Source organism: Paenibacillus uliginis N3/975 (assembly GCF_900177425.1).
In the GTDB taxonomy this organism is placed as follows: Bacteria; Bacillota; Bacilli; order Paenibacillales; family Paenibacillaceae; genus Paenibacillus_AQ; species Paenibacillus_AQ uliginis.
This window is the reverse complement of the sequence record NZ_LT840184.1, coordinates 5,173,322-5,186,479: the sequence shown is the minus strand read 5'-3', so window position 1 is coordinate 5,186,479 and position 13,158 is coordinate 5,173,322. Positions and strand designations below refer to the sequence as shown.

The 13,158-nt window shown below is 47.1% G+C and carries 13 protein-coding genes; 7 read left to right on the top strand and 6 right to left on the bottom strand.

What is annotated here, in order from left to right:
* Positions 1-29: 29 nt before the first annotated feature.
* From B9N86_RS24290 to B9N86_RS24270, 5 genes are all read left to right on the top strand, one after another.
* Complete coding sequence (locus B9N86_RS24290) at positions 30-1,085, top strand: DUF4430 domain-containing protein (protein WP_208915668.1); 1,056 nt, start codon at positions 30-32, stop codon at positions 1,083-1,085.
* A 1-nt stretch (position 1,086) separates the two neighbouring features.
* Positions 1,087-1,974, top strand: a complete 888-nt coding sequence (locus tag B9N86_RS24285; protein WP_208915667.1) for an energy-coupling factor transporter transmembrane component T — start codon at positions 1,087-1,089, stop codon at positions 1,972-1,974.
* Positions 1,947-3,620: an ABC transporter ATP-binding protein gene (locus B9N86_RS24280; RefSeq protein ID WP_208915666.1), complete on the top strand. Its 1,674-nt coding sequence runs from the start codon at positions 1,947-1,949 to the stop codon at positions 3,618-3,620. The genes B9N86_RS24285 and B9N86_RS24280 overlap by 28 nt, the downstream gene beginning before the upstream one ends.
* Positions 3,608-4,318, top strand: a complete 711-nt coding sequence (locus tag B9N86_RS24275; RefSeq protein WP_208915665.1) for an ECF transporter S component — start codon at positions 3,608-3,610, stop codon at positions 4,316-4,318. The genes B9N86_RS24280 and B9N86_RS24275 overlap by 13 nt, the downstream gene beginning before the upstream one ends.
* Positions 4,319-4,474: 156 nt before the next feature.
* On the top strand, positions 4,475-4,987 hold the full coding sequence (locus B9N86_RS24270; protein ID WP_208915664.1) for a ferritin: 513 nt from the start codon (positions 4,475-4,477) through the stop codon (positions 4,985-4,987).
* Between the two features lie 79 nt (positions 4,988-5,066).
* Here B9N86_RS24270 and B9N86_RS24265 read toward each other — a convergent pair whose 3' ends face one another.
* Both B9N86_RS24265 and B9N86_RS24260 read right to left on the bottom strand, forming a co-directional pair.
* The gene (locus B9N86_RS24265) at positions 5,067-5,864 is read right to left on the bottom strand and encodes an ABC transporter permease (protein WP_208915663.1); all 798 of its coding nucleotides are present in this window, start codon (positions 5,862-5,864) and stop codon (positions 5,067-5,069) included.
* 1 nt (position 5,865) lies between these two features.
* A complete protein-coding gene (locus tag B9N86_RS24260; RefSeq protein ID WP_208915662.1) occupies positions 5,866-6,780 on the bottom strand; it encodes an ABC transporter ATP-binding protein in 915 nt (304 codons plus the stop codon).
* A gap of 229 nt (positions 6,781-7,009) precedes the next feature.
* Between B9N86_RS24260 and B9N86_RS24255 the strand changes: the two genes are divergently transcribed.
* A complete protein-coding gene (locus tag B9N86_RS24255) occupies positions 7,010-7,747 on the top strand; it encodes a LytR/AlgR family response regulator transcription factor (protein ID WP_208915661.1) in 738 nt (245 codons plus the stop codon).
* On the top strand, positions 7,740-9,035 hold the full coding sequence (locus B9N86_RS24250; protein ID WP_208915660.1) for a sensor histidine kinase: 1,296 nt from the start codon (positions 7,740-7,742) through the stop codon (positions 9,033-9,035). Before B9N86_RS24255 ends, B9N86_RS24250 begins: the two co-directional genes overlap by 8 nt.
* Positions 9,036-9,217: 182 nt before the next feature.
* On the opposite strand, the gene B9N86_RS24245 is transcribed toward B9N86_RS24250, so the two are convergent.
* Genes B9N86_RS24245 through B9N86_RS24230 form a run of 4 tightly spaced genes read right to left on the bottom strand, consistent with a single transcriptional unit; the run spans position 9,218 to position 13,065 of the window.
* Positions 9,218-10,177, bottom strand: coding sequence for an ABC transporter ATP-binding protein (locus B9N86_RS24245; protein ID WP_208915659.1), 960 nt, complete (start codon positions 10,175-10,177; stop codon positions 9,218-9,220).
* Positions 10,174-11,166, bottom strand: a complete 993-nt coding sequence (locus B9N86_RS24240) for an ABC transporter ATP-binding protein (RefSeq protein ID WP_208915658.1) — start codon at positions 11,164-11,166, stop codon at positions 10,174-10,176. Before B9N86_RS24240 ends, B9N86_RS24245 begins: the two co-directional genes overlap by 4 nt.
* Before the next feature lie 19 nt (positions 11,167-11,185).
* A complete protein-coding gene (locus tag B9N86_RS24235; protein WP_208915657.1) occupies positions 11,186-12,130 on the bottom strand; it encodes an ABC transporter permease in 945 nt (314 codons plus the stop codon).
* Positions 12,127-13,065 carry an ABC transporter permease gene (locus B9N86_RS24230; RefSeq protein WP_208915656.1) on the bottom strand — a complete coding sequence of 313 codons (939 nt, stop codon included), beginning with the start codon at positions 13,063-13,065 and terminating at the stop codon, positions 12,127-12,129. Before B9N86_RS24230 ends, B9N86_RS24235 begins: the two co-directional genes overlap by 4 nt.
* Positions 13,066-13,158 lie beyond the last annotated feature (93 nt).

The window sequence follows — 13,158 nt, the reverse complement described above, 5'->3', positions numbered from 1 at the left end:
ACAATTATGTAATGCTTTGAGGTGAGGATATGTCCAATTGGTTAGCATTATTATGGCGTAAAAAAAACTACTTGCTTGGAGTATTCGCCGTACTGGCAATTGTGCTAGCTACAGTATGGATTTATGGCGGGAACAGTGAACAATCAAAGGGTGTAATACATACAGCCTCGTCGGCTGCGTTGGGACAAGAGACTGCAGAGCGGGATACGTCCAAGGATAACCTCGAGGATAACACAAAGGATACGTCCGGGGATTCGACTGATTCCTCAACCGATACGACGGTGACGAAACCGAATGGGGCAACGTCTGAAGTGCAGTCGGAGCAACCAACTGCCGCTCCATCCGGTCAGAATGAGGCTGGGAACGAGGAGACTGCAAGTAAGACCGGCAGCGAGACTTCCAAGGCGGAGAAATCAACAGAGCAAGATACGAAAGAAGCTTCCTCCTCTGAAGGAAAGAAGTCCGCGAGCGGAGAGCCTGGTACGGTTACCGAGAGTGTCAAAGGAGAATCACCGATTACTGGCAAGACGATCGATTCTTCTAAAAAAGTGCCCCCATCAGAGAAGGGCACGAAAGCATCCAGTTCTTCCTCGTCCACAGTGAAGAACAAGGACACTGCGGCGATGAAAGGAAAGCCGGACAGCGGGAAACAGGCAGCGAGCCCTTCTACTGACAACACGCCTGCCCCTGAACCGGAAGTTGCGCCGTCTTCGTCCAATACCGTGCGAATTACGATTGTGGGCTCTCCCGATGTCGGGACGATTATGAGCACGAAGGAGATTGACATCGGAGATTCGGAGACAGTGCTGGATATATTGAAGAAAACAACACGTTCCTTGAAGATTCAAATGGATTATAGCGGCTCTGGTGCCAGCGCATACATCAAAGGCATTGATAATTTATATGAGTTCGATAAAGGTGCAGGAAGCGGCTGGATGTACAGCGTTAACAATAAATTTCCGAATCGGAGTGCAGGTGTATGGTCAATTCATCCCGGTGATCATATTCAGTGGCTGTACACGGAAGACTTAGGCAAAGATGTGGGTGCCGGCGTAGATAACGGATTATGGGATGGGAAGAGCTGACATGATATATGGTTTCTCTTCTTTACATCCTCGATTATGTTTTACCTATTTTGCCGTCCTATTGTTGGCATGCATGATGTATACCCATCCGGTATATTCGATTCTCACGTTAATCGGTATCGTTGCACTGAATCTATCCTTGGATGGAGGACGAGCGCTTAAAAAGGGAATAAAGGGTTACTTGATTCTCGCTATTATTATCTTCGTGTCTAACCCTTTATTCTCCAGCCGGGGAGCCACCATATTAGGATATGTGTTCGATCGGCCGATTACATTAGAATCGATCACCTATGGAGCATTATTCGCGCTGTCGCTGTTAAATATATTGCTGGCGTTTGTTGCTTATAATCTCGTTATAACGCCCGAAAAATTATTATATCTCTTAACGCCAATAGCGCCGCGAACCGCTTTTATTATTACGGTAACCCTCCGTTTTGTACCGCTGCTGACAAGACGACTGAAGCAAATTATGACAGTCCAGCGTGTACTTGGTTACTTGCATCCTAGAGCAAATAAAAGACATCTCATGCGTGAGGGGATGGAGACACTGCATACGTTAATCAGCTGGTCATTGGAAGAGGCGTTGCAAACGGCCAGTTCAATGCGGGCACGGGGATATGGGATCGGGAAGAGAACCAGTGCCATATCGTATCAAATGGATCGAAGAGATATCCTTGTAACCTGGATTATGGTTGTGACGGGCGCCAATATTGTAATTGGAGGATTGTTTGGCGTGAATAGGTACGAGGTATATCCTCGGCTGCAGCCGCTGGAATGGTCACCACAACTCTGGCTGCATTTGATATGTTATTTGATCTTTGTCTTCATCCCGATCGTCTTGAACGGAAAGGAGGAGCTGTTATGGCGCACTATCAGATCGAAAATGTAGGCTTTCAATACCCGAACTGTCCAGACCAGACACTACAAAATATATCCGTTACGATTGAAGAAGGAGAGTTCGTATTGCTGTGCGGCTCTTCGGGATCAGGGAAGACGACCTTGCTTCGGCAATTGAAGCGGGAAATTCGGCCGGAGGGCATACGAAACGGCGAAATCTATTATCGAGGATTGCTCCTAGATCAGGTGGAAGAGCGAAGCTCGATCGAAGAGATTGGAATGGTGTTTCAAGATCCGGATAATCAGATCGTCATGAACACCGTCTGGCAAGAGCTGACCTTCGCGATGGAGAATCTCGGTTATTCAACAGCCCAAATGCAGCGAAGGGTAGGCGAACTTGTTCAATTTTTCGGCATGGAAGACTGGCTTCAGCTTCCGATTCATGAACTGTCTGGCGGGCAGAAGCAGCTTGTCAATCTCGCCTCGGTCATGACGCTGCGACCAAAGGTGCTGCTACTGGATGAGCCCACTGCACAGCTTGATCCTATTGCGGCCAAAGAGTTTATTCAGCTACTGTCCCGCATTAATGAGGAGTTCTCCATCACGATTGTAATCAGTGAGCATCGGATTGAAGAGATTGTACCGCTTTCGTCGAAGCTTGTGATGCTCAGACATGGACAGGTGGCATATTACGGGTCTCCAAATTCGGTCATGAAGCAGATATGGAGTGAGGGTGATTCGTCATTCATACCGTATCTTCCGTCTATCAGCCAGCTCTACCTGGAAGTAGAGAATGCCGAGGAGCACCGGGCCATTCCCGTAAGTGTGAAAGAGGGAAGAAAATGGATTCAAGCTAACAGGGATCGTTTAAATGCAAAAGAGGAAGCAGTGTCTGCGCCACCAGGGAATGAGGGACAACAATCCGAACCGCTGCTCACATGCAGGGAGCTCTATTTCACATATGATAAGAATGCTCCTCTTGTCTTGAATCGTCTGTCATTATCGATTCACAAAGGCGAGTTCTTTGCTCTGTTCGGTGGCAATGGATCGGGTAAGTCCACGCTTCTTCAGCAAATCGCGGGCGCGCTTGCACCGCAAAGGGGGGATATCCTGTATGCGGGCAAGTCCCTGCTTCGAGGTTCCGCTCTCGATAGGAGCCTGAAGATCGGGTACGTAGCGCAAAATCCGATGCTCTACTTTACAAGAGATACCGTAAGAGAACAATTGGCTGATCGGCTCAAACGTCTGGGCGAGCACAGCAGTAGAACAAGACTGAATGAGCTTGTGGTCAGATTTGAAATTGAAGATATTATGGATAAGCATCCTTTTGACATAAGCGGGGGGCAGCAGCAGAAGGTTGCGCTCATTCTTGTGCTGTTGGCAGAGCCGGAACTGCTACTGCTCGATGAGCCGACAAAGGGGCTGGACGCTATGTCCAAGCATAAATTGGCGGAATTGCTTGAAATGATCCGTGAAGCGGGAACAACGATTTTGATGGTCAGCCACGACATTGAGTTCGCAGCTTCCTATGCAACCAGATGCGGGTTGTTGTTCGACGGGGCCATGGTCGCCGTTGAAGAGACACGATCATTTTTGCAGAACAATTATTTCTACACGACGACCATTCATCGTACGGTAGGAGACATTTTGCCAGCAGCGATCACGGTGAAGGATGTATGGAAACAATGGGGAAAATGAAGCGCGCGCTCTATATCGGAAGTTTAGCAGCAGCTGTTGGTTTACTCGCGGTCGTGCTATGGATGGATAAGTATTATATGCCTTTGAGCTTTCTGATGATTGGATTGGCGATGCTTCCCTTCTTCATTCGCTTTGAGCGGAAGACGATGAAGGCGGAGGAAATCCTTCTCATCGCGATGCTTGGCGCTATCGCTGCAGTGAGCCGTGTTCCGTTTGCACCGCTGCCAAGTGTACAGCCAACCTCTTTTGTCATTATGATGTCAGCTCTCGTGTTCGGGCCAGAGGTTGGATTTCTCGTGGGAAGCATTGCTGCAGTCGTATCAAATATTTTCCTTGGTCAAGGTCCGTGGACACCATGGCAAATGTTCTGCTGGGGTATGATCGGGTTTACAGCAGGATTATTGAGAAATACCTGGTTTATGAAGAGTCTATGGGGCAAAAATATATTCGGCTTTTCGTGGGGCTTTCTGTTCGGCTGGATTATGAATCTATGGTTCTTAATTGGCATGTATGATCATTTAAGCTGGAAAGTATTCGTATCCGCTTATGTGGCGAGCTTCTATTTCGATCTTGCCCATGCTCTGTCGAATGTATTTTTCATTACCGTTTTCTCGGCAATATGGTTGAAAATATTACTGCGAGTCAAGTCGAAATACGGTTTGCTGCATTCCAGTGACATAAAACTGTCGGATATGTAATTCTGTGGTGTATACTGAGAATAGAAGGAAGCAAGCTGTGCAAGATAAAGAATGATACCAGGGTAGCTAGTGCGGAAATGCCGCGTTGGTGGTAAACTTGTACAACGGGATGAGATTACCTTTCATCTAGACAAGCTATTAAGGGAGAGTGATCCGATGTTAAGTGAAAAGCTGCTTTCGAAGTTGAACGATCAAATGAATTATGAATTTTATTCTTCTCAGGTGTACCTGGCCATGGCGGCCTATTGTTCATCGGAGAGCTTTGACGGGTTTGCGAACTTTTTCATCATGCAGTCAGAAGAAGAGAAGTATCACGGGATGAGAATTTTCCATTTTATAAACGCCTTGGGCAAACGCGCCATTGTCAGCGGTATGGAGCATCCTCAGAATGAATACAGTTCACTGTTGAACGCCTTTGAGCATTCCTTCGAGCATGAGAAGACGGTGACCAAGCGAATTTATGAATTGTCCGATATCGCGTGGGATGAGCGGGAGCATGCGACGATTAACTTCCTCAAGTGGTTTATTGACGAGCAAGTAGAGGAAGAAGCAACCTTCGACAGCATCATTCAGAAGCTGCGTCGTATTGATAATGACAGCAACGCCTTCTATATGCTCGATTCCGAACTGGCCAAGCGCACGTTCACGCCACCGGCTGGCGAAGCTTAAACTTAATCAACAATCAAGAAGCTGTTTTCCCCGAACATGTTATGTGGGAGAACGGCTTCTTTTGCTGTGCTCCCCAAACTCAAGATTGAATATCCTTCTTCCTAAACAAAATGTAAGTTATGCTCAAGCAGAAGCCTATCAAGATCAAGGGAATTGCCAGTGCATTCAAATAGTCAGATAATCCGGAAAGCACAATATGTTCGGAATTAACGACATAAACGCCAGAAAATTTCATAATTTGTGTGGTTAGCGTATGTTCAGATAGCCAAAGTAAAACGTTAGAAGAACTATTCTTGAAATAGCCGCTTATCAAGAAATCACCGAATATAATCATGAAGGTGGCAACTACGGCTGTTGCTGTTCGCTTAGCAAGTATGCTAACTAGCATAATGATGGCCGCATACGCAGCTAAATACAGAATGTTGAACGTGATCGCAGTTGCTGCCGTAACTAAATCATTGTTTGAATTTTGATGATCCGAACTAGAACCTGAGATCCAGGCAGCTAAAATATATACAACATAGAAGGTTCCGAAGAATTGGAAGACCCACCAAGTTATTGCCTGAACGGCAGACATGAATTTTCCGGTGATGTACTTTGATCTACTGTACCCGGAAGCAATGATATGCTTGATTGAACCATGCTCGAAGCCTTCTGTAACGAAGAAGCTTAAGTATATCGGAATTATAAAATAGAGAAATAAAGATAAGGGAGTAACCTGAGTTAACGGTTCTATCCAGTTATTAAGCTGAAAATTCGTTTTATTCCCTATCCAAATCGGAAGCAGAATACCAACTATTAAGAACAGTAGGCTAATTCCCATAAATGCGGTATCCCGCATTATATAATAGGTTTGGCCCTTTAAAAAATTCCTCATCTTACATGGCTCCTATCAGATTCATATAGTAATTTTCAAGATTAGTAGCAGACAGGTTAATTGCTTCAATGTGTATCCCATGCTTCAAAAATATAGACAACAGAACTTCTAATTCAACCATATCTTTAGGAATGAATACCTCCCCTGTCTCAGATAGGGTAATATTCGTTATATTCAGTTCTTGTTGCATGATCTCCATGACTGCAGCTGGGTTAGCCGTCTTGATACAATAGTGAGCTTTTGCCGACTCCTTTAGCTCTTCCAGAGGCAGTTCTCTAACCAGTTTTCCCTTGTGTATAAATCCAAATTTTGTTGCCATGAGTTGAAGTTCGCTTAAAATGTGGCTGGAAATAAGTATAGTCACTTCATTTTCACGTGCTAATCTAGTCAATATTTTTCTTATTTCCACAATTCCTGAAGGATCGAGTCCATTAATAGGCTCATCTAAAACAAGGAATTTCGGGTGATTCAGTAATGCGATGGCAAGCCCTAATCTTTGCTGCATGCCCAAGGAATATTCTGAAGCTTTTTTATTTCCTGCATCTGATAAAGAAACCCATTCCAACACTTCATGAATTCTCGAAAGATCGCCAATTCCGTATACTTTGCAATAAAAGGTCAAATTCTCCAAGGCGTTTAGATGCGGGTATAAAGCAGGTCTTTCGATCAGAATTCCCAATTGTTTTCTAGCCTGAATAATATCACTAGGTTTGTGTTGACCTAATAGAGCGATACTCCCCTCAGTAGGATAGATCAGCCCGCTAATAATCCGCATTAGGGTAGTCTTACCTGCACCGTTCTCTCCAATCAGTCCATAGATATCACCTTGTTCTACAACCATATTGATATGTTGAAGAGCGTAGCTCTTCCCGTATCGCTTGCCTAATCCTTTGGCCTCAAAGATCGTTGTACTCAAGTGAGTTGTCGCTCCTTATTTTTTGTAATGAACTATCGTATATGATTAAGTGAATAGTACTACTATTTTGGTTACCTGAAGTGCCTTATGTAAAAAATGGGGCGAAAATTGTAATTTTTGCGGAAATACAATAGTTGGATTATTTTTGAAAAGGAAGAAGATATTTAAGTTATACTATAACTGAATATCTTTATATTTTTTGGTCAGGAATGCGGAAAGGAAGGGTAATATGATTCGCATTGCAATTTGTGATGATGACTTTGAAATGGCTGAACAAATTGAAAATTTGGTAGATTCCTTTCAACAAAAGCATGCCGAGGAAATTGAAACCGATATTTTTTATTCGGGGGAAAAGTTAAGAGAGGAAATAAAGCAGAGCTGCCCATACGAAATCATGTTGATGGATATTGAAATGAAGGGACTTAATGGGGTAGACGTTGGCCATATGTTAAGAGCGGATGAAAATAATGACTTGGTTCAGCTCATTTACATATCAAGCCATGAAAAGTATCATATGCAGCTTTTTGATGTTCAGCCGTCAGGATTTATTAGTAAACCTATTCAGCCTGACCTCTTTGAGCGAAAGCTAGTATCAGCTATTCAGAAGATTAAACGCAGGTCCAAGGACAACAGAAGACGATTATTACGATTGCAGCAAAAAGGAAGCGAGTCCCTAATCCCTTTTAAAGATATTATTTATCTGGAAAGTAATAGTCGAAAAATTATCTTGCATACTAAAACGGAACAAATCGAATATTACAGTACTTTGAATAAAGAAAATGAGAAGTTATTTAGTGATGAATTTATACGAACCCATCAATCGTATATCATTAATTTCTATCATGTGAAACAAATCACTTCTAAGAAGATTGTATTACTGAATGGTTTGGAGTTACCGATCAGCGAAAGATATGTTGCCTCTGTTAAAAAAAGCTATTTAACATTCAGGGGGAATTTAATTGGATAATTTTTGGATAGAAGAACTATTCTATGGATTTACACTCGCTGCGATTCCTGTAATTATTCATTATTTCTATAAGCAGGTTTTTAGGGTTTGTGTTTTCAATGGAGTGTATACTTTCATATTTTACTGCTTATATTATGTGCTCAGTTTGGCCTTACACTTCAGTTCTTTGTCCGGTACATATATTTTACTAATGAATGCGGTGTTCATCATATTATTAGGATTTCTTTATAAAGGGCGTACGGCATGGAAGATAGGCGTGGCTTTTTTCATTATTGTGGTCATTGTACTTGCTGACATAGCCATGATGGTTCAGGTTCAAAATACTACGGATTATATCTTTAGTTTGTTCTTCTCAAAGATACTTATTTTTTTAATCATGCAAATCATATTAAGGCTGGCGCAATCTATTGGCGACGGTCATTTAAATAAAGGGTATTGGATGATATTGTTCCTATGCCCGCTATTCAGCATTATCGGAATTCATCAACTCACAATGAACCTTTCATACCGAATATACTCTAATATGTTTCCCATTATTTCTAGCAGTTTATTATTTATCAATTTATTAGTGTTGATTTTATGCGATCGTATATTACGTATCCAATCCACCCAGATCAAAAACAGCCTTCTGGAACAGCAAAACGCTTATTACATTCATCAATATTTAATTTCAAAGAACAGACAAGAAGAAATGAGCAAGTTTCAACATGATTTCAAAAATATACTGTTAGGTTTGCGTTCCCAACTCCGGTCAGAACATGAAAAAGTCAGCATGAAGCAACTGGATGATCTTCTAGGAAACATCAATGATGCTGTGGGCAGTTGTAACACGGGTTGTATGATTATCGACTCCATTATTAATTATAAACAGAAGATCGCCCATCAATTGAAGATCCCCGTTAATCTGGATATAAACATTCCGCCGAATTTACAGTTAGACAGTGTAGCAATAAGCATTATTCTAGGGAATATTCTGGATAATGCCATTGAAGCGTGTAAAGCTAATACTACTTCTGATCCATATATCAATATATATATTCATTACATGAACGAGTCCCTTTTTTTAAAAGTGGTAAATTCCTATGCCCACAAAATTATTACTAATCATCGTGGCAATATCATCTCAAATAAACCGGATAAATATAAACATGGAATAGGGTTAAGCAGCGTTAAAAAAGTGGTAGAAGAACATCAAGGCATATGCGATATCTCTTATGAAGATCAGATATTTAAAGTTGAAATTGTTTTGTTTGAGATATCGAAAGAGCTGAATGTGAAGAGCAACTAGAATCGGAGCTGCAAGATTTATTGAATTGGGACTACTGATTGCGATGATGAGGCAGGAAGCCTTGCGGCGATTGGAAAAGACGAAAAACCCGCGAAAAAGCTTGATTCTACAAGGCTTTTCGCGGGTTTATTCATCCAACCAGCATATTCTTCCATATCCTTCGCTGCGTCCCTGCGGCAGCTCTAGGCCAGATGGCAGGCGACATAATGTCCTGGCTTCGCTTCCCGGAACTCGGGCTTGTGCTCGGCGCAGGTCTCGATCGCGTATGGGCATCGCGTCCGGAAGGAGCAACCGCTCGGCGGATTCAGCGGACTCGGCAGTTCGCCGCTCAGCACGATACGCTCTTTGCCGGCCTCGATGTCGGGATCGGGGACGGGAATGGCGGACATGAGAGAGCGTGTATACGGGTGAAGCGGATCTGCATACAGCGCCCCGCTGTCAGCCAGTTCCACGATCTGCCCCAAATACATGACGGCAACCCGATCGCTAATATGCTTGACCATGGACAGATCATGAGCAATGAACAGGTAGGTCAGTCCAAGACGCTTCTGTAGATCCTGCAGCAGATTGACGACCTGGGCCTGTATCGATACGTCCAGCGCCGAGATCGGTTCGTCGCAAATAATGAACTTCGGATCGACCGCCAGCGCGCGGGCGATTCCGATGCGCTGGCGTTGGCCGCCCGAGAACTCATGGGGATAGCGGGTGGCATGATCGGGATTGAGCCCGACAAGATAAAGCAGCTCCTCGACCCGCTTCCTGCGCGCCTGACGGCTGTCGGCGAGACGGTGAATGTCCAGTGCCTCCCCGATAATGTCCATAATGGTCATACGCGGATTTAGCGATGCGTACGGGTCCTGGAAGATCATCTGCATCTCGCGGCGGAACGCCTTGAGCTGCCGCGGCTTCAGCCGGTAAATATTCGTTCCTCCGTACCAGGCTTCCCCTTCCGTCGGCTCGTATAAGCGGAGGATGGTCCGTCCCGCCGTCGATTTGCCGCACCCCGATTCGCCTACCATCCCGAGCGTCTCTCCTCTGCGAACGGTTAAGCTGATGTCATGGACGGCCTTCAGCGTCTGGCCCCGTCCAAGGTGGAAATGCTTGCTCAGCCGGTTGATCCGGAGCAATGGCTCTGTGCTCATCTGGCCACCTCCCGGGCCAGCGGATGCAGCAGCCAGCAGTTCGCGCTGTGGGTTCCGCTGATGGCGGTCGATTCCGGTTGCCGCTGCTGGCAGACGCGCATTGCGTCGTTGCAGCGGGCCCAGAACGGGCAGCCTGTCGGCGGCTTGGCCAGATCGGGCGGCGTGCCGTAAATCGGCACGAGAGGCTCATCCTTGCTCTGATCGATCCGCGGTAGGGAACGCAGCAGGCCTCGGGTATACGGATGCTGCGGCTGCTTGAATATTTCCCGTTTCGTGCCGGACTCGACGATTTGCCCCGCATACATGACGATGACGCGATCGCACAGATCCGCCACAATGCCAAGATCATGCGTAATCAAAATGATCGATGTCCCAAATTCGCGCTGTAGATGCTTGAGCACGCTCAGAATCTGGGCCTGGATCGTCACGTCGAGCGCCGTTGTCGGCTCGTCTGCGATGAGCAGAGCCGGGCGGCAGGCCAAGGCCATGGCGATCATGGCCCGCTGCCTCATGCCCCCGGAGAACTCATGCGGATATTGGGAGAAACGCGAGGCTGAATGGGGGATACCGACCATCTCCAGCATCTCTATCGCCCGCCGCTTGGCTTCCTGTGCTGTCATGTGTTGATGTTTTGTCAGCACCTCAGTAATCTGGCGGCCGATCGTCATCGTGGGATTGAGCGATGTCATCGGATCCTGGAAGATCATCCCGATATCCTTGCCCCGGATGGACTGCATTTCCCGCTCCTTCATGTGCAGTAGATCTTTTCCCTGGAACCGGATAGCTCCTTGATGAATGCGGGCGGGAGGATGCGGCAGAAGACGCATGATCGCTTGGGCAGTCACGCTCTTGCCGCAGCCGGATTCGCCGACGATGGCGACGGCCTCGCCGGGCTGGACATGGAATCCGATGCCGCGCACCGCTTGCACCTCGCCGCCGCGGACGTGAAAGGAGACACGGAGATCTTGGACTTCGAGCAATCGTTGCATGTGCGAACCCTCCTTGTCCTTATTTTTTCATCTTTGGATCGAGCGCATCGCGCAGCCCGTCTCCGAACAGATTGAAGCACAGCATCATCAAGCTGATGAACAGCGCAGGGAAGGCAAGACGCCAAGGATGAATGATCATGGCCTTAAGCGCGTCGTTAATCATCGTCCCCCATGATGCGGCCGGCGATTGCACGCCCAGCCCGAGGAAGCTGAGCACCGCTTCGCTGAAGATAGCTGCCGGCACTGCCAAGGTCAAGGTGACGATAATCGGGCCCATGGCATTCGGCAGGAGATGCCGGAACAGAATGCGCATGCCCGACGAGCCCAGGGAACGGGAAGCGAGAGCATATTCCTGATTTTTGAGCTGCATCATCTGCCCGCGCACGATCCAGGACATATTGATCCAGCCGGTCACGCACAGCGCCAAAATAATCGTGCCCAGGCTCGGTTCGAAGACGACAACGAGCAGAATCGCCACGAGCAGATCCGGAATGGAATAGATGATTTCGGAGATTTTGTTCATCACCTCGTCGATCCGTCCTCCGACATAACCCATGATGCCGCCGTAGATAACACCGATGACGAGATTGATGGCCGCGGCGGAGAAGCCGACGGTAAGAGAAATGCGGGCACCCATCCACGTGCGGGCGAACATGTCGCGGCCGAGATCGTCCGTTCCGAACCAATGCTCGGCGGAAGGCGGTAGATTCGTCTTCTCCAAATTATTGGAGTAGTAATCGTAAGGCGTTAGCATCGGGCCAATGATGGCCATGACGATGATGAGCAGCAAGAAGACAAGGCCCGTCATGGCAACCCGATTGTCGCGCAGCCGCAGCCATGCGTCACGCCATGCGGATATGCTTTCCTGTACGATCGCTTCCGCCGCATGTTCGCTGACGTCCGCCTTCCGGAAATCGTCTGGGGCGAGAGGGCGTTCTTCAGCCGGGGAATGGAACATTGTCATGCGGACTTCTCCTTTCTCGAGACAAGAGCAATGCGGGGATCGATCAACCCGTACGCGATGTCGGTGATGAAGCGGGCGCACATCAGAATCAGCCCGTAGAATAGGGTAATGCCCATAATAAGCGAGTAGTCGCGGTTGCTGATACTCGTGACGAATATTTTGCCGAGCCCCCCGATTCCGAATATTTGCTCGATGATGAAGGAACCTGTCACAACGTTGGCCGTAAGTGGCCCGAGATAAGTGACAACAGGCAGAATGCCGTTGCGCAGCACATGCCGGCGAACGATGGCGCCACGGGACAAACCTTTGGCCTTGGCGGTCTTAATATAATCGGCCGAGAGCACTTCCAGCATGTTCGAGCGCGTCAGGCGCGCGATGAAAGCGATAGCCAGGGCGGAGAGCGCCAGGGTCGGCATAATGTAATCAAGCGGACCGTTTAGGCCGACGACATGCAGCCATTTCAGCTTCACGCCGAAAATATATTGGAAGAAGGAGGCCAGTACAAAGCTGGGGACCGATACGCCCAGAACGGCGATGACCATCGAGGCGGAGTCGAGTAGCTTGCGATGCCGCAGCGCCGCAATCATGCCAAGGCTAACACCGATGACGACAGAGACGATAATCGAGACGACGCCGAGCTTCAGGGAATAGGGGAAGGCATCGCGAATCGTCTGGCCGACTTCGCGGTCCAGCATTTTCATCGAAATGCCCAAATCGCCTTTCGCTAGGTTGGATAAATAGACGAAATATTGCTCATACAGCGGTTTATCCAGTCCGTATTGGGCCATCAGCCGGGCGCGGATTTCCGGTGGAACTGCTTTTTCCGACATGAATGGATCGCCGGGAATGGCCTTCATGAGCAAAAAGGTAACGGAAGCCAGCACCCACAGCGATAGGATGAGATAGAACAGCTTGGTCAAGGAGTACCGAATCATGGATGCATCCTCCTTCTGATCAGGTTCATTCCACCACGGATATGAAGAAGCGGGACGCACCGGCTACTTGGCCAAGTGCATCCCGAACGGATT

Bases quoted from the DNA above. Each gene is read 5' to 3' on its own strand.
- B9N86_RS24235 (WP_208915657.1), bottom strand. From the start codon at position 12,130: ATGACAATGTTCCATTCCCCGGCTGAAGAACGCCCTCTCGCCCCAGAC.
- B9N86_RS24270 (WP_208915664.1), top strand. From the start codon at position 4,475: ATGTTAAGTGAAAAGCTGCTTTCGAAGTTGAACGATCAAATGAATTAT.
- B9N86_RS24285 (WP_208915667.1), top strand. From the start codon at position 1,087: ATGATATATGGTTTCTCTTCTTTACATCCTCGATTATGTTTTACCTAT.
- B9N86_RS24230 (WP_208915656.1), bottom strand. From the start codon at position 13,065: ATGATTCGGTACTCCTTGACCAAGCTGTTCTATCTCATCCTATCGCTG.
- B9N86_RS24245 (WP_208915659.1), bottom strand. From the start codon at position 10,177: ATGAGCACAGAGCCATTGCTCCGGATCAACCGGCTGAGCAAGCATTTC.
- B9N86_RS24290 (WP_208915668.1), top strand. From the start codon at position 30: ATGTCCAATTGGTTAGCATTATTATGGCGTAAAAAAAACTACTTGCTT.
- B9N86_RS24255 (WP_208915661.1), top strand. From the start codon at position 7,010: ATGATTCGCATTGCAATTTGTGATGATGACTTTGAAATGGCTGAACAA.
- B9N86_RS24280 (WP_208915666.1), top strand. From the start codon at position 1,947: ATGGCGCACTATCAGATCGAAAATGTAGGCTTTCAATACCCGAACTGT.
- B9N86_RS24265 (WP_208915663.1), bottom strand. From the start codon at position 5,864: ATGAGGAATTTTTTAAAGGGCCAAACCTATTATATAATGCGGGATACC.
- B9N86_RS24240 (WP_208915658.1), bottom strand. From the start codon at position 11,166: ATGCAACGATTGCTCGAAGTCCAAGATCTCCGTGTCTCCTTTCACGTC.
- B9N86_RS24275 (WP_208915665.1), top strand. From the start codon at position 3,608: ATGGGGAAAATGAAGCGCGCGCTCTATATCGGAAGTTTAGCAGCAGCT.